Raw genomic sequence first — 18,331 nt, forward strand, 5'->3', positions numbered from 1 at the left:
AACCGACTTTCTTTGTGACTGCGACCCGCCGAGGCGGGCAGGTTAAGCTTGGCTGCTTCTGAGCGCCGCCAGCAGCTCCTTCGCCAGGGGCCCGGCCGATGCGGGATTTTGCCCGGTGATCAGGCGTTCATCGACGACGACGTGCGGCTGCCAGTTTGCTGCGGACGTATATTCAGCGCCCTCGGCCCTCAAAGCATCTTCAAGCTCGTACGGAACATCTTCACGTGCGTAATCGTACTCTTCCTTCTTCGAGAACGATGTCAGCTTCCTACCTTGCACGAACGGCTTGCCGTCCCCAAGGTCGACTCCGAGAAGCGCGCACGGACCGTGGCAAACGGCGGTCACAAGTTTTCCTGTGCTCCACGCTCGCACGACTGCATCTTGAACGATATGGTTTCGCTGGATATCGACCATCGGTCCAAGACCGCCTGGTACGAGGATGGCATCAAAGTCCGCGGCGTCCACCTCGGCGAGCTTCCGGCTACGGTTGAGGCGACGAAAAGCCTTGCTTTCTAGGAAGGCCTTTTGTGCAGGATCTTTCTCGTCGTAGGCATCGTAGGGCGTCCATCCGCCTCTCAAGGAAGCGAACTCAACCGCAATGCCTGCCCCATCAAGAACGTCGAACGGATGCGCAACCTCCGCGAAGAAGAAGCCCGTTTTACGATTTTGTGGGCCGATCACTGCTGCGTTGCTGACGATAAACAGGACGTGCTGGGTCATGATTGGCTTTCTGGAGGGCTCCATGAGGAACGCGGCCCAACAACACTATCGCCGGGGCCCCAGAAGCGTATTGGCGAATCCTGCGGGATTATGTGAAATCCCTGCGCTCATTTGGACCGGACCCCAGTGGCATTTGCCTCGATCTTGCCAGAGCATAATTCGGTCCAATTGGACCGCATGTGATGCCCGAAAACTGCCGAGCGCCGTCCCCTGCGGCGTTCGGCGTTCATTCGACATTGATGGAGATCCTGATGCGGACTTTGTATCGCGGCGCGCAAAGCTATGTAACAGCCATCCGGTTTGTGATGGCGGGCTACTATCTCGCACTCTCCGCTGGACTGCTCGCGCTCGCCTTATGGCTTGCCTGGCCGTTCGATGGCGGCTGGCTTTGGACTCTTCTGGTCGTTGTTATTGGCAGTTGGGGCGTCGCCGCCGGGTTCAAGGGCGCCGAACTGCTGCTGAGCACACGGCCAACCGGCCCGCAACCGCCGCTCCGACCTTATTCGATCGAGACCCGTAAAGAGCAGGACCAGCGGCGTGAGCAGAGGGCTCGGCTCGGACGTTAGCGCGAGCGCTCCTGCATCCTCAGCCATGATTCATGGTCGAAGAAGCTAGGATCGCCTCCGCCACCCCGGAGATAGTAAGACCACGCGTCGGCGCGCTCCTTATCGGCACGCTGTTCGGCCGAGAGGCCATCGACTCGCTCGCCGCATGGGTTCCAGATTTGGTGCTGAGGTTCATGGGACATCGGGCAGACTCCTGATCAAAGGATATCAGCTCGAGGAAGTGCAAGAATGCAAATGTCTCGCAGTGGGCGTGCCAGCCCAGGCCGCGGCTGCACGGTAATACGGATGACACCCAGGGTGCGATCGACAATGCGTACAGACACACTTTGCGCGGTGAAGAGAGGGCCCGCCTAGCCCGAAGCGAGTCCGCTGCGGGACCCAGTCAGCCGAAAAAGATCGAGCCTCCATCAAGAAGCAGGCACGTGTAAGCACGTCTAGAAGGAATCATAACAGAAATGCCGCTGCCTGATTCCCATGACACCAGGATGTCAAAGATCGCCATCTCCGCAGCCCCTTTTTTGGGTCAAATTGACCCAAGTTAGATGTCAACAGTTCTTCTTTGTCATCCACCTGAAATAACATGTCACTATCCGATGAGACATGGACAGTGGAGTGAGCCATGGCCAAGTCGGACGACCAAATTCCGGTTCTCGACATCAAACCGCTGACGACCCCGAAGCTGGTCGAGCGCCGGACGGGCGTTGTTCGTGAGCGACTTGCAGTCAGCCTCACAGCGCTGGTCGCGCTGTGCATCCTCGGCCAAATTGCCGCCGTGCTCGTTTCACCCGCGAATGCTCCCCTTATCCGGGAAGCGATTCCGATGAGAGAATTGCTTGTGATTTATGGCACCGTGATTGGATTCTATTTCGGATCCAAACAACGGTGAGATCAAACGAAGACGAGCTGCTTTAGGCGACCATCCTTGCCCTCGACAAGGATGGTACTGCCGCGATCGATTTCCTCCGTAAGAAACTTCTCGTGGCTAATTGCCTGGCGAACGACCTCCGCGAGCGTCAAGCCGCGCTTGGCTGCTATCCACTCAAGAGCGAGACGAGCGTCTGGCGCAAGACGGAGCGTGACCTTTTCGGGAACCTTTAGATCGTCGGCACCGGGCTCGGGGGAGTGGGTTTCGGTTGAAGACATTAAGCGCCCTCTCCGACGCAATGTGGATGTCAAATCGAGGTCTGTGGGGCCACCCATAGATGCCTCGTGAGGTCGCGTCAACAGTCCTTTGCCCGTGCAACTACGTTTCTGGCTCGTGCGCTATTTGGAACACGGCAAGCCAATATTACCTCTCCCGGCTAACGACGAGAGACCTTCAATAACCGGTCAGCCAAAAATGAACGTATAATTAAGCTCTATGAATCAATAGGTTAGCATACTAAATGCATGAATTCTCAATGAAAATACTTGCAAAATGGCCGAAATGGACCTATATTGGCGGGCATGAGCAAGCTCGACGAACTCAAGCGCCACCTGAAGCCTGGTCAGGCCTACCGGCGCGCCGATCTGGCGCGTTGGTCGTCGTCTATTGACCGGCATCTGAAGGAATTGGTGGAGAGCGGGACGCTCAGGAAGCTTTCCGGCGGGCTCTATGTCTATCCAAAGGAAACTGCGTTCGGTCCGGCCCCTCCCTCCGACAAGGAAGTCGTAGCCGCCTTTCTCAAAGACAAGACGTTCCTGTTGGCATCACCCAACGCCTACAATAGTCTCGGCGTGGGGACGACGCAGCTCTACGATAAGACGGTCGTCTATAATCACAAGCGCCACGGCGAGTTTCAGCTGGGCAATCGCAAGTATGCATTTCGGGTGAAGCCGCGCTTTCCCAAGTCTCTGACGCGGGAATTTCTCCTGGTCGATCTGGTCAACAATGTCGATCAGCTGGCCGAAGCGAAGGACGAAGTTCTCAAACGTGTAGCGGAGCACGCCGCCAAAACCGATCCGAAGCTGCTTCGCCGCGCAGTCCGCGAGTATGGGAATGAACGGGCCAAGAAGTTCTTCGACCGTGCGCTAGCAGCGAGGGAATTGCATGCCGCATGACTTCCTCCACAATCATCTGCAATTTGCGGATCTGATCCGGATTGTGGCGGAAGAGAAGGGGATTGACCCGGCGCTGGTCGAGAAAGACTACTGGATCATGCATTGCCTCTATGGGTTGCAACAGCATCCCTTCACGTTCCAGCTCAAGGGCGGCACCTCGCTCTCAAAGGGACACAAGATTATCGGCCGATTTTCGGAAGATATCGATATTCTGATCGAGCCGCCGAGAGACCAGGACGTGAAGACCGGAAAGAATCAGGACAAGCCTGCGCACATCCAGTCGCGAAAGGACTTTTACGATTGGCTGGCGAAGACGATCAAGGTAGATGGCGTCACGTCAGTCGAGCGCGATACCGAGTTTGATGACGTTCCCAAGTATCGGAGTGCCGGCATCAAGCTGAATTACACAACAACCGTTGAAGCACTGAAAGGCCTGCGGGACGGGGTACTTCTGGAAGTCGGCTTCGATACCGTTGCGCCCAATACGCCCAAGGACATCAGCTCGTGGGTGTACGACTATGCCGTCGCCCGCGACGTTGATGTGATCGACAATCGCGCCAAGGCTGTTCCTTGCTACGATCCAGGCTATACGTTTGTCGAAAAGCTCCAGACGGTCTCGACGAAATTCCGCAAGCAGCAGGTGGATGGAAGCGATCCGGTCGAGTTCATGCGTCACTACTACGACATCTACGAGTTGCTGAAGCAGCCGGACGTCCAACAATTCATTGGCACGGATGAATACAAAGCCCACAAGCAGGCGCGCTTCCGCCAGGAAGACAATCAGAACATCGCTGAAAACGAAGCGTTTCTGCTGAGCGACGCCAAAACGCGGTCACTTTACGCCGACGCCTATGACCGCAGCGGCGCCCTCTATTATGCCGGTAAGCCGGCTTTCCAGGAGATACTGGCTGAGATCACCAAGTGGAGCGAAAAGCTCTGAGCGGCACTTGGCTGGCATCTTAGCTCGCAGCCGCCCTATCTTCTTTATCGGCTCCTTGCATCACGATCTTGAGCGCATCATCAGGCAACGGGCGCTGTAGAGCTTTGGCTTCATCCCAAGGTGCGCGTAACCAGACCTCGCGCTCTTCGGCTGTCGTCAGGATCACTGGCATTGCCTTGGGATGGATCGGCGCCACGACGGCGTTCGGCTCGCTGGTCAAAAATCCATAGCTGAGGTGCGGCCCCGGAATCGGCTTCGACTGCTGGCGCGTAGGCGTCATAGACGAACCACCACCAGAAGAACGCCGGCGGCCAATAGACCGGCCATCCCGCAAGGCGGAACCACGGCGGCCCTAGTCGCGGCTGAAATGCAAGCCGCCAGGCCGTCCATTCGGTCGCGCCCCAGATCGCGAGCAGCACGATCAAGGCGACGGCAAGGACTTGGCCCCACAGGATCCTGGTCGCAGGCATGTATCCCTCCCGATTGGACTAGAGGCCGAGATCGCGCTTGCGACCAAGCTGCCACTCGATGCCGCTCGGCCCCGAGCTCGACCATCCACTCGTTCGGGCCGGCCCCAGTCGCGAGCCCCAGGCGCTCGAGATATTGCAGACGCCCTCGCATCAGTCCGACGACTTGCCGATCCGGAAGACCGGGCGCGTCTTGACGAAGATCGATGGCACCGACCTCGTCGGCCGCCATCCGGATCTCGCGATCGAGCCGCGTCCAGCGATCGGCCGAGATCTCCTTCTCCAGCGCGTTGCGGATCTCGTGCTCCGGCTTCGGCCCGAGCTCGAGCGCGACCAGATCCTCGGCGCGAGAGCGCAGGCCTCGGCTGATATGATTACGGGAAATGACGAGATCCGCGCCCGTCTCTTCGACGCCGCGGACCAGCACATGGATGTGCGGGCTATCCGTGTTCCAATGGTCGACCGCGATCCACTCCAGCCGCGTCGACAGATCGGCCTCCATCTGCCGCATCAGGTCGCGGGCGAAGGCCCTGAGGTCCACCATATCGGCCGCGTCATCGGGCGAGACGATGAACCGGAAATGATGCCGGTCGCCCCTGCCCCGCGCCTCGAAGCCGGCTTCATCCGCCTGATCACTCGCGGCATCGAACATCCGTGCCGCTCACCATTGCGGGTGACCCCGTCCCGCTTGAGGTAGGCCAGATGCGCCGCCAGAGGCGCTGACCGGAACGCACGGCCCTTGTGCCTCGCGGTGCGCGCCTTGACTGTGACGCGGCGCGCCAGGGCGAACAGGCGCTCACGACTGAAGCTGAGCCGGCCCCGGCCGAAGGTCGAATGAGCCCGCACCGCATGGCGTCCATTGATCACCGACAAGGGAGCGACATGGCCCGCTGCATTCGCGGCGCGCAGCACGCGGTTGATGAAGCTCTTCGCCTTCGCGCTATGCCCCTGACGAATGCGCCCTGGACGGATGCGGAACTCGCACTCGCTCGTGTTCTTGCGCGGCGCCTCATCGAAGTGATCGCAGCTACAGTGCCGAAAACAACATTGATCTCGTTACTGAAAACACAGAACGCGGCACGCGCTCCGACCGACCGGCACGGTTGAACGCAAGCCATGTCAATGGCTTGGCGTTCAACCGGCGAGCCGCTTTTATCTTGCCACCCCTGGCTGAGCTGTAAGCGTCCGGTCCCTGCACACCTTCCCCCTCGTGTGTTGTCGTTCCATTTCGGGCTCTCTGCTGCTGTGGAGAATCTCCGGTGGGATCCAAACATTTCGAGAACAGAGCGCGCCGCGAATGGTGGTCGCTGCACATTGAAGCGTGGCGTCGGAGCGGTCTCGGGATCCGCAAATACTGCCAGCAACAACGCCTGACCGAGAACACTCTGCGGCGTTGGCTGAAGCGGCTGGCCGGCAACGAGACTGCGCTTAAGCTCGAGAAATATCAGACGGAATTGCGCCGCGAGCGCGCCCAGGAAGAGCGGGAAAAGGCGCTCCGAAAGCAGAAGCAGCGCAGGTTCACGGTCACCTCGGATGTGCGCAATCGGGCGTCCCAGGCATTCTGGGCGATGCATGTCGAGGCACTGAACTGGAGCGGAATGGAGCTCCGCGCCTACGCCTCGGCGATGCAGCTGTCGCCGCATTCGCTGCGCAAATGGCGCGACCGACTGGCCGCCGGCGAGGTCACGATCGACTGGCGTGCCCATCTTCATCCCTCCGTCCGTCCCGCCGTTAGCACTAGTGCTAGGAACTCACAGCCCGAACGCCGCTTGACAGCCGCCGAGATCGGCGATCCGACCGCGCCAAAAATGCCAGCCCGCCGCTTCTTCAGCGACGAGGAAAAGCTCGCGATCGCCAAGGAAACCGAGCTACCAGGCGCCAAGGTCTCTGCCGTTGCGCGCAAGCACGGCATCGTCACCGGGCTGCTGTTCCGCTGGCGCGCGCAGTTCGGCATCGCGCAAAAGAAGCGCTCCAGGCTCGCCCATGTCGTGCTGCCCGACGACATGCCCGCCGCACGCGCCCTGCGCGATCTCGTACGTCCGCCGGAGGGCATGATGGCCGTCGACCTCCAAGATGGACGGCGCGTCTTCGCTCCCGCCGGCAGCGATCCGGATGCCGTGCGAGCGCAGATCGAGAGCAAAGAGGCCGCACAATGATGTTCGTTCCTGCAGGCGTGAAAGTGCACCTGGCACTCGGCTACACCGACATGCGCAAGGGCATGGACGGCCTTGCAATGCTGGTCCAGGAAACGCTGAAGAAGGATCCGTTCTCCGGTCATCTGTTTGCCTTCCGCGGCAAGAAGGCATCGATCTTGACGGTCCTGTTCTGGGACGGAAACGGGCTTTGTCTGTTCACCAAACGCATCGACCAAGGCGGCTTCGTGTGGCCGGTGATGGCGGGTTATGATGGCTCGATCACGCTCACGCCAGCGCAGCTCGCGATGCTGATCGAAGGCATCGACTGGCGCGCGCCAGAGCGCGTCTGGAAGCCTGCAATTGCAGGATGATCTGAAAAATGTAGTGCCGAACTGAGTGCGATTCTTCTACGAATCAACGTGTTCGAGTACCATCGGACATGCAGCTCGATCTCACCAATCTCCCCTCCGATCCTGAGCTTCTGCAGCGCCTGGTGCGCGACATCGCGGCCGCCATCCATCACCGCGATACTGAGATCCAGCGGCTCAAATCCATCATCAAACAGCTGCAGCGAATGCAGTTCGGCCGTAGCTCCGAGCGCATCGATCCCGACCAGCTTGCACTCGGTCTGGAGGATCTCGACAGCGACATCGGCCGCGTCGAGGAAGCGCAGCCGAAGATCACACCGGAAGTCGACTCTTCGCCGCGACGCCGTCCGCTGCCCGATCATCTGCCACGCGAAGACGTTCTGCTTGACGTGCAAGACCCGGTCTGCGGCTGCTGTGGCGGTGCTCTCCATCTGATCGGCGAGAGCGTCAGCGAGATGCTGGATTGGGTCCCGGCGCAGCTTCGCGTCGTGCGCACGACCAGACCCAAATACGCCTGCCGCGCCTGCAACAAGGTCGTGCAAGCCGGCGCGCCCGAGCGGTTGATCGCTGGCGGTCTGGCGACGCCAGCGCTGCTCGCGCACGTGCTGATCAGCAAGTACTGCGACCATCTTCCGCTCTATCGGCAGTCGCAGATCTTCGGCCGTCATGGCGCCGATCTCTGCCGCTCGACGCTCGCAGGCTGGGTTGGCGGCGCGTGCTGGTGGCTCGAGGCTTTGCACGAACGGCTGTGCAAGAACGTGTTCGCCTCCAACCATCTCTTTGCCGATGACACGCCGATCCCAGTGCTTGATCCTGGACGCGGACGAACAAAAACGGGACGGCTCTGGGTGTACGCGCGCGAGCAACGGCCCTGGAGCGGACCCGAACCTCCGGCGGCCATCTATCTGTTCGCGCCGGACCGCAAAGCCGAACGTCCAGTCGCACATCTGGCCGCCTTCAAGAGGATCCTGCATGTCGACGGATACGCTGGCTTCGAGCAATTGGCCAACAAAGAGGACATCACGCTCGCGGCGTGTTGGAGCCACTCGCGACCCAAGTTCTACGATGTGGCCGAAGCCACCGCGTCTCCCGTGGCAACAGAAGCCCTGCGCCGGATCGGCGAGCTCTATGCGATCGAGGCGCGCATCCGCGGCCGATCGCCTGACTACCGTCTTGCCGAACGCAGGACCTTCTCCAAACCGATCGTCGACGCGCTGAACGTCTGGCTCGATGCGCAGCTACGCCTGGTCTCCGGCCGCAGCACGCTCGCTGAAGCGACCCGCTATGCGCTCTCGCGCTGGCACGGCCTGACTCGCTTCCTGAACGATGGCCGCGTCGAGCTCGACACCAATCCGGTCGAGCGCGCCATCCGCCCCGTCACCCTCGGCCGCAAGAACCACCTGTTCGCCGGCAGCGATGGTGGCGGCCAACGCTGGGCGGTCGTCAGCTCGCTCATCACGACGTGCAAGCTGAACGACGTCGAGCCCTACGCCTATCTGCGAGACGTCCTGCAGCGGATAATCGACGGCCATCCCGTCAACCGCCTCGACGCTTTGCTGCCGTGGAGCTGGACGCTGGCTGATCATGTCAAGACCTGAGGCATGTGCAGCGGCCGGACGCTTACGTCGCCCCCTTCCGGCTCAGTCCTTTCCCGCTTATTAGCTCGTAATTCAGCGCTTCCCGTCGTACTCAGGGCGAGTCTGGAGAAGAAACGGCGATCGGGAAACAAGCCGAGAACGTTTGGGGTCACGGATGAGCGACAGAACGGCAGGCCGACAGCCACCCCGAAGTCCGGCGGGCCGGCACGGAAAATGTCGCGGCGGGGTTCGCCAATCGACGCCAGGCCGACAATAAATTCATGTCCAACTGGCGCCATGAGCTGCCGAATTCTCGCAAACAAGGAGCCTGAACGGGAGGAAAACTCTGTCGTTCGACGCGCAATCCATCATGAGCTGTACGACGGCCGCAAACGCCACATCTGCGGTCTGAACCGCATCCATAATGATCGCGAGTTCGCGGCGGCAGACGGTTTGGCCGGAAAGGGCAAGGATCCGCTTCAGCATCGGCACGCCGACTGGCAAGTAGCCGACAGCGGCGAGGAACGTTGCCAGCGGCGCTTGAAGCCGAATAGCCACCAGCTCGGTGACGAACCACTGGCTGACCGGCTGCACGGCATAGAGCCCGATCGGCACGCTTTCATTCCAGATGAAGCGCGGCCGCGGATCGAGCGCACTTTTTCCGAGCAAAAGCGCAATACCGGAGAGCATGGCCAGAGCGATGGAGAGGTGCCGTCTCATGGCATGATGCTCCGGCGATGCAGCCAGGCGCGGTGCCGTAACAGCGTGTATGCCCGCGGCGGTTCATTGGCCGTGAAGCGATTCTGAACGTGCCGCCAATGATCCGGTGCGACATCCACTGGGTCGATGCCGACTGCCTCGATCGCATCGATGTGCTGCAGCACGCGTTCGACCTTCGGCCAGCCGAAAACCTGCAGCAGAATGGCTGCTCCAGGACCGACGAAGGGCACAGTTGCGCAGGCTTTCCATGCGCATCCGCGGTCTCCTTCCACTCATTGATCCAGGAGAATCGGTGCCGCCGCCGCTCGGTCGGCTGGCGGATCGACGTCAGCACGGTCGTCGATTGCAGGCGGTCGAGATACCTTGGCAGCTGTCGCAAGACCGCGCTTGCCGATCCGTTCGCCGAGGTCTTCGGGCGACACGAGGAACGGCACGGTCCACAGCCGTACACGCGGCCCACCAAAACCGTTTGAGAAACCGTTTTAGTTTTCGAAACTCAAACGGTGATTTTGGCTAAGTGCTTGATTTGAATGGCGCGCCCGGAACGATTCGAACGTCCGACCCTCAGATTCGTAGTATGAATTTGGCGCTTTCCGACTGCGCGCGGCGGTGCCTCGCCACACTCTCGCCCACGCAATAAGATACTGATCGGTCATGCGTTTTCGTATCATGGCGCAGTCTGGCGTAATTCGACCTCGATGATTCTCATCCATGACTTCCCCAGACTAAACCCAGACTAAAATTGGTGAAAGTACCCATGGCTGACCAACGCGAGATTCTCACCGATAAGAGCATTGCGCGTCTTTCCGCGGGAGAGAAGCAATACAAGGTGCGCGACAGCGAGCTACCGGGATTTTTCGTCCTCGTCGGCAAGCGTCGGAAGACATTCATGGCCCAGGGTGAGTTCTGGCGCGACGGCGTTCGTGAATTCACGGCCCAGGTAAAGCTCGGTGAATTTGGCGACATAACCACGCGACAAGCGCGAGCCGGAGCCAAGGAAGCACTCGGGTCGATCGCCAAGGGCCAACGTCCTGGCGAAGCTCCGACGATTAGCCGAGGCTCGATAACGCTTCGGCAGGCCTGGGAGCGCTATCGAGATGCGCATATGGAACGCAAGGGTCGAAGCTCGGGTACCATTGGAAATTATCAAGATCACATGGAGCGGTTGTTCAAGGACTGGCTCGACAATCCATTGGCGAGGCTTGGCCGGCAGCCAAACCTAGTTATTGAACGCCACGACAAGATCACGAAGGAAAATGGCCCATACATTGCCAATGGAGCTCTACGTAGTCTGCGAGCCGTCTACAACCACGCCCGGAAAGGTAACCCCAACCTTCCTGCCGCTAATCCAGTTTCCGCGATCGATTGGAACAAGGAGCACCGACGCAATACGGGTATGGGACCGAACGACATCGGTGTTTGGCTAAACGAGCTTCGCGCACTGGATAACCCTTTAAGGCGCGAATTTCACCTTCTGACACTTCTTAGCGGATCACGACCAACAGCGCTCAAAGCGGTCCGGTTTGAGCACATCGATTTGCGAGGACGGCTCATCCACATCCCGAAGCCCAAAGGTGGTGAGGAGAAGGCGTTCGATATTCCGCTCTCGCGGCCCATGGTCCGCTGCATCATCCGCGCGATCAGGTGGGGTCGGATCATGTATCCCGAGGGAGGGTATTCTTGGTTGTTTCCAGCCGATAGCGAACAAGGACATCTCGTCGAGCACAAGGAGGATAGAAATGTCCTCCCCAAATGGGGCAACGATCTGCGGCAGAGCTACCGCACGCTCGCGCAAGCGGTAGGTGTTTCAGAGCTCGATATTCATCTGCTGATGAACCATTCGCTACCCGGCGTGAACGCCGGGTACATCACACGTGATCGGCTATTGAGGGACCACCTGCGCCAGCAGCAGCAAAGAATATCAGATCTGGTTGTGAATGCCCTCGAAGTGAGGGGTGATACGTCGTTGGCGCGATGGCTTAGAAGCGCGAGTATCGCGGGGATCGCTGATCATACTGAAGCAGGAGTGAAGTCTGAGACGATATCGGCAGCTGCATAGAGTGCAAGCTGTGGATTGCCGGTTTCCCTCCCTGACGAGTGCTCTCTGTCCCCAAACTCCGTTCTCCGCCCCCGCGTTCAGGTACTACGGTTGCGCGGTGCGCGTGAGCAGAGTTGGCGACGATACCGGAAGCTTACGATAAGATTGATCTCGCAGACACTGCGGCAGGCCAGTTGCTCGGCGACGATCGAGCCGGTCCCTAACACGCCAATGATGTAAACGCTGAGGCGCCAAGCAATGTCTCCGGTAACCGCCATGGGATGTTTTGTCGCTTCATGCTCCGACCATGTCGCAATGTCGACTCCGGCCTTCAGCACGAGGTCGACCGGCCCGACACGGTCGCCGTCATAAGACCGCGCGCCCGCATCACCCCACTTGGGATCATGATCGACGAGCCTGCCGTCCGGTCGGGGCCGTGCCGGATGGATTTCATCAGAACACGGTCGCTCTTGTCGTCCGCACCAGAGAAGGCAAAGAACCCGCCCGGATGGGCATGGACGGCGATCACCGCGTCTCCGCAAACCGAAGCTTGGTCGATCGTGATCTCCACATATCGACCACATGTCATTGGCCCGTCATTACGAACCCACCCCAGTAGAATGGATGCGCATAGGGGCGCTCGCGGTCTGGCACCGGAAGTCCACCCGCCGCTGCGGTGCCTGAAGGCACCTGCTCAGGCTTGCGACGCTCGTCCAATGTGCCGTCAGGCACTTGATCGGATGGGCCCGTGCTGTCAACCTCCTCGTCCGTCTTGTTGCGTAGGTTCAGAAGCGGCGACGCCAATTGCACGGACATTCGCCCATCTTTCACAGCGGCAGATGCGTAGGCGCGCAGATCCTGCAAGGTCGCCTGCCTGATCCAGTCCTGCGCGAGCTGGAGCGCACGGGCTGGGGGCACCGATTGCTTCCGGTGAAGATCGTAGAACTTCGCCATTAGAAATGCCGTTGAAATATCGTTCACCGGCCACAGGGTCGATATGACGCCGACCGCTCCGATACGCAGGAAGGCGGCCGGCAACCCGGAGAATTCGTCCGGAGTGCGAACCGCGTCATGCAGGCCGGTTTCGCAAGCCGACAGCACGACGAGCCTGGGGGTGCCCAGGGCCGGCGCTTGGGAAAGGGAGGCGACCGACAGGACCTCGTTCTTCAGCAACAGTCCCGCTGCGCTGGCGTCCATCCAATTAAAGCTGCCGTGGCCGGCGAAATGCCAATATGAGCGTCCATTGATCGCTTTGAGAATGCCGTCGATCGTCGCCGCATCACCCTCAAGAACTGCCCTATTGCCTGCTGGAAAGTTGCTTTCGACTAGCGCTCCTTCAATCGTCGAAAACCTCAGGTCTGATGTCGGGTTGATGACCGCGGCAAGCGACACCTCGGCCGTGGACTGTAGTGTCCGCAGGCGCTCGGCGATCGTAGCGATCGCCGCCACACTCGGCGCGTAGGTCACGACATAGTCATCCATCAGTCGACGCCCGCTTTTCGGGCTCCGGGCCATTCCGATCGGAACCACGCCGAGCATGCCTTGGGGGACGATGATCAGCTCCGCCCCGGGCTTAGTGCCGGAACCGACGATGGCTTCCGAGATTGCGCTGCCAATTAGAGTCCAGAGGCTCGGCCCGAGATCGTCGATTGCGGCAAACCACGTCTGCCATTTCTGCCGGCCGGCAAGACGGGAGACATAGTTGGCCTGATAGGCACCGAACCAGCCGCCGAGCTCTTTCAATGAATCCCGGCCGCGCACGAACTCTGCTAGGTTGCGGGAGTCGAGAGATCCCGCATTGTGACTCGAAAGCTCAATCGTGCCGTCACGGGCGGCGGTCGCCACGAGCACCATGGCGCCTGACTCAGTGACCACGGGGGCGACGATGGCACGGCCCTCTCTGAGAAGCGAGGCTACACGGTCCAGCGCCCCTGCGGCGCCATCCGTCTCCGCATCTTCGCCGTCGTGCGATCTGATGAGATCAGCCAACTGCCGACGGAGAGCATCGAGCTCTGTCAGCGCGGATGCCTTTCGCAGGCCAGTCGCCAATCGATACTGCCGCTCGGCATTATTGATCTTGGCGAGAAGCTCGTCCCGCCGGCTGCGTTCGTCAGCGGAGAGCTTGAGCGAGTCGATTCGGAGCGACAGATTGAGCAGCCGCGCCTTGCCATCTTCGAGCAGGCGGAATGCGTTGTGCAGGTCGCCAAGCTTGGCAGCTGCGAAGGCAGCGTCAGCGAACAGCGACCGGCTGCTGGAAATGACCTCCCGCGCCTCAGCCTGATCCAGCCCCATTCCGAACAGCAGGCGGAAGGTCGCGATGGCGTCCTGGTAGTGAGCGAGCGCCTGCGGCCAGTCGGACCGTGCGGCAGCTACATTTCCAAGCGCGTGTACGACCTGAAGATGCTCTCGCGGCCTTGTCTCAGGCGAAAGGAGCGGACGCGCGGCGTTCAGATGGAGCTCAGCCTGATCGTAGCCTACGCGCGGAGCGATTTGTAGATAAGCGCTTGCGATGTTGGTTTCGAGAATGGCCCAGTCGTCCGGGTCCTGCTCGCGCCGATAGATCTTTGCTGCGTCGGCGTAAGCCGAAAGCGCCTTGTTGACGTTATCGAGGTCATCGCTTCTGCTGCGATACGCATGACCTAGACTCATGGATGCGAAGGCCCATTGCTGCGGAAATTCATCCGGTGTCAGAACAGTGAGTGCCTGCTGGTATGCCAAGATGGAGTTGGCCAGATTTTGCCTCGCGTTGCCCCAGACGCGCAGGCGAAAGGCCGAGCCAAGATCGACTTGCAGCCTTGCCCAGTCCTCGGGATAGTGTTCTCTGGTCTGGATCGAAAGCGCCGCTTGGTAGCGCTGGATGGCCTGCTCGACGTTGTCAGCGTTCACACCGTGGAGCCGGTCCAACAGCGAGTTGGCGAGATTGGCCTGGGTCGTCGCCCAGAAGTCCGGATATTGCTCCTTTGAAGTGGCCTCCAGGGCGGCTTCGAATGCGGCTATTGACGCCTCGATATTGTCGGCCCGTGACCCCGATATGCGCAGTTTCAGCGCGAGTCCGAGGTTTCCTTGCGTTTCCGCCCACAGCTGCCTGGACCCGTGCTCATCGTAGACGGCGATGGCGTCCTTGTAGGCGTCGATCGCCGTGTCGATGCTTGCCTGGTCAGCAGAACGTTCCACCAAGGCAAGACCGCGGTTGTTCTGGACCATGGCCCAATCGAGCGGAGCGGCTTGGCGGGTGTAAACCGATTGCGCCTCATCGAAACACTTCAGGGCCGCATCAATGTTGTCCTTCTTTGATCCTTCGATGCGGATGATGTAACTCATCCCGCGCCCGTTCATCGCCTGCGCCCAGCCGCGGGGGTCAGAGTTCCGGCTCAGCACCGACAAGGCAGCCTCATAGTGCTGGATCGATTGCTCCAGATTGCGAAGCTTGCTACCGCTGTAGCGATCCCGATATGCAGAACCGAGGTAGGTCTCGATGAAAGCCCATTCCCTGGGGTGAGCCTGTCGTGCGTAGACCTCCCCGGAGGCTTCGAGAGATGTAATAGCGCGTTCGACTTTGCTGGCCGGATCGCGCGGGTGGTGCAACAGCAGAGAGCCAATCCGCATGGCACTGTTGGCCCATTCAACCGGATCGCTCGCGCGGGTGAAGACAGTCTGCGCGGCCTCGAACGCGGCGACGGCTGCATCGATGTTGGCGCCGCGGTCACCGTCCTCCATGTCGGAGTAGGCTCGTCCCAGATTCGCCTGCGTTTCGGCCCAGCTTCGCGGAAAGTGTTCCAGGGTGCGAATGGTCAGGGCTGCCTTGAATGCCGCGACGGCCTGTCGTAAGTTGTTTTCGTGCACACCTCGGACACGTGCAAGGAGCGCCCCTCCGTAGTTGTTCTGAACATCGCCCCATTTTGGAATGTTGCTTTCTGGGCGTAACGTTGCCAAAGCGGTCTGATAGGAGCTGATCGCGACTTCCAGGTTTTCGGCCGGATCACCCTCGCGGCGTAAGAAATAGGCCAGACCGAGGGCTGCTTGCAGCTGCCCCCATGCATCCGGAAAGTCGGCGTGCGTATAGACCGTCGACGCTTCGCGCAGCAGGCGGATCGCCCGTTCAACATTGTCAGCCGTCGCGCCGGCGCTCAGCAGCAAATGTGCCAGATCGGCATTGGCTGCCGCCCATCGCATCGGATCGCGCTCGCGCGAGGCAGCCGCTAGGAACTCCTCGTAGTTCGTGATCGCCCGACGATCGGCATCGGCCGGGGATCCGCTCGTGCGCTTGCGGTAGGCACCGGCCAGCACGAACCGGAGTGTGACCCAATCGCTCTGATAATCCTCGCGCGGGATGAGCTCGCGTGCGGCTTCGAGCGCGGCTATTCCATTCAAGAACGTCCGGTTCGCCTCGGCGGCGTCACGTTGCTGCTCTGACAGAGCGAGCAGCGCCGTGCCCCGGGCGAACTCGTTCAGAGCCCAGCGAGGATCGGTGCTGCGGTCGAAGACGGATTCGGCCGCCTCGTTGGCCGCAATCGCCTTCTGGAGGTTGTCAACTCTGCTCCCGGTCGTGCGATGAGAAAGAGCTTCGCCGAGGGTTGACTGATTGACCGCCCAGGCTTCGGGGTAGTTTTCTTTTGTGAAGACAGTATCGGCCGCTGCGATGTCGGCAATGGCCCTGTCTATGTTGTGCTCGCCCCCGCCGAGGACCAGCCGGCTGTAGACATAGCCAAGATTGCTCATGACCGATGCCCAGAGCTCCGGCGTTCGCGTCCGGTCGAGCACCGATCTGAGAGGCTCGAGCGCGTCGCTAGCCTTCTTCAGGTTTTGCTGCCGGTCGCCGTTGAGCCGGCGAATGTAGGCTTGGCCGAGTTGAACGTGGTTCTCGACCCACGTCCGTGGGTCCCGCTTGATGTCTAGGACATCTTGCACCGCTTCAAACAGCGCGATGGCGTGATCGACATTGTCGGCCGGCTCGCCGGTGGTACGGACCATGTAGTGCTTGCCGAGGCTGTGACGGATTAATCCCAACCAGACCTCCCGTGGCATCGCGCGCGGCCACTCCTTCATGGCGACAACGCGTGCGATAACCTCCTCGAGCAATCTGATCTGCTCATCATTGTCGCGCGTGGCCCCCGCCTGTTGCAGAAGCGCGACAACCGATTTGAAGCTGGTTTCGGGATCTCCGTTGAGCTGGGCTTGCCCCATTGCGGGAGCGACCGCGATCAGGAGCGCCAAGACAAGTGGTCGCACAGCTGTGCGAATGGCGCAGAACCGCTGACGTGCTCCTATCGTGTCGAAAGGCATCGATCGCGTCATCGCTGGGCAACCAATCAACGCGCCTCATGCTCGGCCCGGTCGGACGATCGAGACCAGAGGACAGCGCAGATGAGATTGATTATATCGCTCCGCTACCATAAATTGAAGAGGCATCAGACGGGAGAGCGTCCTGAGGAAAGCCACCTCTGGAGAGCTGTGAGTGTGGCCGGCTGGATCAAGGGCGGATCTTTGGGGGAGCTCGGGATGAATCGTCGTGATTTTCTGGGCGGCATCGCTTCATCGTGGGGCGCGAGATGGGCCGCCCCGCCGCTGCTTGCGTTGTCATCCGTGGAGGCGCTGGCAGCAAAGCGCGGATCGGACCCTCATTTGGTCGAACATTGGATGGACCAATGGCTGGCATCGAACCGACTTCCCGTCGGGACCCTGGAGATCACCCGGTTCAAGGATCCGATGTATTTCCTGATCAAGCCGATCGGCTGGAAGCCGAATGACGCGTCGAGCGCAGTCCAGGAGGTCACAGTGCCGGCGGGCTTCGTCACGGATTTCGCCAGCATACCGCGCCCGTTCTGGACTCTCCTGCGACCCGACGGGGAGTATGCGTATGCTGCCGTGATCCACGACTATCTGTACTGGACGCAAACACGGCCGCGTCATGTGTGCGATCAGATCCTCAAGCTCGCCATGGAGGATTTTGGTGTGGGCACGGTCACCGCAACTACCATCTACGAGGCCGTTCGCCTCGGCGGCGGTCTGGCCTGGCGACAAAATGCGAAGTTGAAAGCTGCCGGTGAGCATCGGATCCTCAAGGATTATCCTGGCGATCCACGCATCACTTGGCGTGAGTGGAAACAACGGCCCGGCGTTTTCCGCGATCCAGAATGATCTCGCACGCGCAGGGGGGGGGAGACTGATGAAGGGACCCTGGCGGAGAGAGTGTCCGCACCAGAAAATGCTATTTCCGAGCGATTTTAAACCCTTAGCTATGGTTCGGCGCCTGCTGCCCACTGCGCCACCCGCATCCGTTCGGCGGATTATAGCGGAAAACGGCGAACCATCACGGGCAAACTGCCTGACCTTGCGTCCAAGTTTGACCTCGGCCTGAGTTCGTTCGGACAATTGGATGTGCCCATCTGGCGGCGGGTGCCGGCGCGGAGCCTTTGGCGTGGTGCCTCAAGCTACGGAGCTGGCCGGGCGGCTACCGACCGCTCGGGAGCCCCCGACCTCCTTGGGTCAGGCCCGGCGGATACTTACGGTCCAGCCGGGACGCTCCCCTTCGAGACGTATCTCTGAAGGTGTCTACGTCTCTACTTGCGCTTCGATCGACCGGGCCAAGGCAGCACGCCATCGAGTTCGCGTAGCCGGTAAGAATCTTCGTCCCACGGCTTACGTTCGGGAGCCGGCGGCGCCAACTCGTCGTCGTCGAACCACAGCAAGGTCAGAGTCTGGTCCCATGGCGCAAGATAACGGGTGTCTTCGATCAGCACCCCGCCACGCTCCCAATCGT

General features: G+C 60.5%; 16 protein-coding genes and 5 pseudogenes. 10 read left to right on the forward strand and 11 right to left on the reverse strand.

Translation table 11 applies throughout. The annotated features are described in order from the left end of the window. Positions 1-42: 42 nt before the first annotated feature. Positions 43-720, reverse strand: a complete 678-nt coding sequence (locus ACQR1E_RS22545) for a type 1 glutamine amidotransferase domain-containing protein (protein WP_315802198.1) — start codon at positions 718-720, stop codon at positions 43-45. 182 nt (positions 721-902) lie between these two features. Here ACQR1E_RS22545 and ACQR1E_RS22550 point away from each other — a divergent pair, with 182 nt between their 5' ends. Together ACQR1E_RS22550 and ACQR1E_RS22555 are read left to right on the forward strand one after the other, a co-directional pair. Continuing rightward, complete coding sequence (locus ACQR1E_RS22550) at positions 903-1,286, forward strand: hypothetical protein (protein WP_315802197.1); 384 nt, start codon at positions 903-905, stop codon at positions 1,284-1,286. A 619-nt stretch (positions 1,287-1,905) separates the two neighbouring features. Continuing rightward, on the forward strand, positions 1,906-2,172 hold the full coding sequence (locus tag ACQR1E_RS22555; RefSeq protein WP_315802196.1) for a hypothetical protein: 267 nt from the start codon (positions 1,906-1,908) through the stop codon (positions 2,170-2,172). A gap of 2 nt (positions 2,173-2,174) precedes the next feature. Here ACQR1E_RS22555 and ACQR1E_RS22560 read toward each other — a convergent pair whose 3' ends face one another. Beyond that, complete coding sequence (locus ACQR1E_RS22560; RefSeq protein ID WP_315802195.1) at positions 2,175-2,429, reverse strand: hypothetical protein; 255 nt, start codon at positions 2,427-2,429, stop codon at positions 2,175-2,177. A 303-nt stretch (positions 2,430-2,732) separates the two neighbouring features. Between ACQR1E_RS22560 and ACQR1E_RS22565 the strand changes: the two genes are divergently transcribed. Both ACQR1E_RS22565 and ACQR1E_RS22570 read left to right on the forward strand, forming a co-directional pair. After that, on the forward strand, positions 2,733-3,326 hold the full coding sequence (locus ACQR1E_RS22565; protein ID WP_315802194.1) for a DUF6088 family protein: 594 nt from the start codon (positions 2,733-2,735) through the stop codon (positions 3,324-3,326). Continuing rightward, complete coding sequence (locus tag ACQR1E_RS22570; RefSeq protein ID WP_315802193.1) at positions 3,316-4,266, forward strand: nucleotidyl transferase AbiEii/AbiGii toxin family protein; 951 nt, start codon at positions 3,316-3,318, stop codon at positions 4,264-4,266. The genes ACQR1E_RS22565 and ACQR1E_RS22570 overlap by 11 nt, the downstream gene beginning before the upstream one ends. A gap of 19 nt (positions 4,267-4,285) precedes the next feature. Here the strand turns inward: ACQR1E_RS22570 and ACQR1E_RS22575 are convergent. The 3 pseudogenes from ACQR1E_RS22575 to ACQR1E_RS22585 all read right to left on the reverse strand — a co-directional run. Then, positions 4,286-4,528 (reverse strand): annotated as a pseudogene (locus ACQR1E_RS22575) (SOS response-associated peptidase); the annotation flags it as partial. Next, a pseudogene (locus ACQR1E_RS22580) lies at positions 4,524-4,736 on the reverse strand (conjugal transfer protein TraG); the annotation flags it as partial. The pseudogenes ACQR1E_RS22580 and ACQR1E_RS22575, both read right to left, overlap by 5 nt. 61 nt (positions 4,737-4,797) lie before the next feature. After that, positions 4,798-5,690 (reverse strand): annotated as a pseudogene (locus tag ACQR1E_RS22585) (type VI secretion protein); the annotation flags it as partial. Here ACQR1E_RS22585 and ACQR1E_RS22590 point away from each other — a divergent pair. The 4 genes from ACQR1E_RS22590 to tnpC all read left to right on the forward strand — a co-directional run bounded on the left by ACQR1E_RS22590 (position 5,583) and on the right by tnpC (position 8,834). Further along, positions 5,583-5,840, forward strand: coding sequence for a hypothetical protein (locus tag ACQR1E_RS22590; protein WP_434897575.1), 258 nt, complete (start codon positions 5,583-5,585; stop codon positions 5,838-5,840). The pseudogene ACQR1E_RS22585 and the gene ACQR1E_RS22590 sit on opposite strands and share 108 nt — an antisense overlap. 152 nt (positions 5,841-5,992) lie before the next feature. Then, positions 5,993-6,889 (forward strand): IS66-like element accessory protein TnpA, encoded by an 897-nt coding sequence (tnpA, locus tag ACQR1E_RS22595; protein ID WP_434897576.1) that lies wholly within the window; start codon positions 5,993-5,995, stop codon positions 6,887-6,889. Continuing rightward, a complete protein-coding gene (gene tnpB / locus ACQR1E_RS22600; RefSeq protein ID WP_434897602.1) occupies positions 6,889-7,239 on the forward strand; it encodes an IS66 family insertion sequence element accessory protein TnpB in 351 nt (116 codons plus the stop codon). Before tnpA ends, tnpB begins: the two co-directional genes overlap by 1 nt. A gap of 68 nt (positions 7,240-7,307) precedes the next feature. After that, complete coding sequence (gene tnpC, locus ACQR1E_RS22605; RefSeq protein ID WP_315802189.1) at positions 7,308-8,834, forward strand: IS66 family transposase; 1,527 nt, start codon at positions 7,308-7,310, stop codon at positions 8,832-8,834. A 258-nt stretch (positions 8,835-9,092) separates the two neighbouring features. On the opposite strand, the gene ACQR1E_RS22610 is transcribed toward tnpC, so the two are convergent. The 3 genes and pseudogenes from ACQR1E_RS22610 to ACQR1E_RS22620 all read right to left on the reverse strand — a co-directional run. Next, positions 9,093-9,533, reverse strand: a complete 441-nt coding sequence (locus ACQR1E_RS22610) for a hypothetical protein (RefSeq protein ID WP_315802188.1) — start codon at positions 9,531-9,533, stop codon at positions 9,093-9,095. Beyond that, positions 9,530-9,778 (reverse strand): annotated as a pseudogene (locus tag ACQR1E_RS22615) (DUF2840 domain-containing protein); the annotation flags it as partial. The gene ACQR1E_RS22610 and the pseudogene ACQR1E_RS22615, both read right to left, overlap by 4 nt. Next, positions 9,772-9,897: pseudogene (locus ACQR1E_RS22620) on the reverse strand (replication initiator protein A); the annotation flags it as partial. The pseudogenes ACQR1E_RS22615 and ACQR1E_RS22620, both read right to left, overlap by 7 nt. 393 nt (positions 9,898-10,290) lie before the next feature. Here ACQR1E_RS22620 and ACQR1E_RS22625 point away from each other — a divergent pair. Continuing rightward, entirely contained in the window at positions 10,291-11,592 is a 1,302-nt protein-coding gene (locus ACQR1E_RS22625) for an integrase arm-type DNA-binding domain-containing protein (protein WP_434897577.1), read from the forward strand. A gap of 310 nt (positions 11,593-11,902) precedes the next feature. On the opposite strand, the gene ACQR1E_RS22630 is transcribed toward ACQR1E_RS22625, so the two are convergent. Together ACQR1E_RS22630 and ACQR1E_RS22635 are read right to left on the reverse strand one after the other, a co-directional pair. Continuing rightward, a complete protein-coding gene (locus ACQR1E_RS22630; RefSeq protein WP_434897578.1) occupies positions 11,903-12,142 on the reverse strand; it encodes a hypothetical protein in 240 nt (79 codons plus the stop codon). 14 nt (positions 12,143-12,156) lie between these two features. Beyond that, positions 12,157-16,785, reverse strand: coding sequence for a CHAT domain-containing protein (locus ACQR1E_RS22635; protein ID WP_434897579.1), 4,629 nt, complete (start codon positions 16,783-16,785; stop codon positions 12,157-12,159). Positions 16,786-17,070: 285 nt separating this feature from the next. Here ACQR1E_RS22635 and ACQR1E_RS22640 point away from each other — a divergent pair, with 285 nt between their 5' ends. Beyond that, complete coding sequence (locus tag ACQR1E_RS22640; protein ID WP_434897580.1) at positions 17,071-17,709, forward strand: DUF1353 domain-containing protein; 639 nt, start codon at positions 17,071-17,073, stop codon at positions 17,707-17,709. 422 nt (positions 17,710-18,131) lie between these two features. On the opposite strand, the gene ACQR1E_RS22645 is transcribed toward ACQR1E_RS22640, so the two are convergent. Beyond that, positions 18,132-18,311, reverse strand: a complete 180-nt coding sequence (locus tag ACQR1E_RS22645; RefSeq protein ID WP_434897581.1) for a hypothetical protein — start codon at positions 18,309-18,311, stop codon at positions 18,132-18,134. Between the last annotated feature and the right edge of the window lie 20 nt (positions 18,312-18,331).

The organism is Bradyrhizobium sp. HKCCYLRH1030 (assembly GCF_051168395.1).
Taxonomy (GTDB): Bacteria; Pseudomonadota; Alphaproteobacteria; order Rhizobiales; family Xanthobacteraceae; genus Bradyrhizobium.

What these genes read in the sequence shown, in the direction of transcription:
- ACQR1E_RS22640 (WP_434897580.1), top strand. Translation starts at nt 17,071, where the DNA reads ATGAATCGTCGTGATTTTCTGGGCGGCATCGCTTCATCGTGGGGCGCG.
- ACQR1E_RS22625 (WP_434897577.1), top strand. Translation starts at nt 10,291, where the DNA reads ATGGCTGACCAACGCGAGATTCTCACCGATAAGAGCATTGCGCGTCTT.
- tnpC (WP_315802189.1), top strand. Translation starts at nt 7,308, where the DNA reads ATGCAGCTCGATCTCACCAATCTCCCCTCCGATCCTGAGCTTCTGCAG.
- ACQR1E_RS22565 (WP_315802194.1), top strand. Translation starts at nt 2,733, where the DNA reads ATGAGCAAGCTCGACGAACTCAAGCGCCACCTGAAGCCTGGTCAGGCC.
- ACQR1E_RS22550 (WP_315802197.1), top strand. Translation starts at nt 903, where the DNA reads ATGCCCGAAAACTGCCGAGCGCCGTCCCCTGCGGCGTTCGGCGTTCAT.
- ACQR1E_RS22545 (WP_315802198.1), bottom strand. Translation starts at nt 720, where the DNA reads ATGACCCAGCACGTCCTGTTTATCGTCAGCAACGCAGCAGTGATCGGC.
- ACQR1E_RS22560 (WP_315802195.1), bottom strand. Translation starts at nt 2,429, where the DNA reads ATGTCTTCAACCGAAACCCACTCCCCCGAGCCCGGTGCCGACGATCTA.
- ACQR1E_RS22555 (WP_315802196.1), top strand. Translation starts at nt 1,906, where the DNA reads ATGGCCAAGTCGGACGACCAAATTCCGGTTCTCGACATCAAACCGCTG.
- ACQR1E_RS22610 (WP_315802188.1), bottom strand. Translation starts at nt 9,533, where the DNA reads ATGAGACGGCACCTCTCCATCGCTCTGGCCATGCTCTCCGGTATTGCG.
- ACQR1E_RS22570 (WP_315802193.1), top strand. Translation starts at nt 3,316, where the DNA reads ATGCCGCATGACTTCCTCCACAATCATCTGCAATTTGCGGATCTGATC.
- tnpB (WP_434897602.1), top strand. Translation starts at nt 6,889, where the DNA reads ATGTTCGTTCCTGCAGGCGTGAAAGTGCACCTGGCACTCGGCTACACC.
- ACQR1E_RS22590 (WP_434897575.1), top strand. Translation starts at nt 5,583, where the DNA reads ATGGCGTCCATTGATCACCGACAAGGGAGCGACATGGCCCGCTGCATT.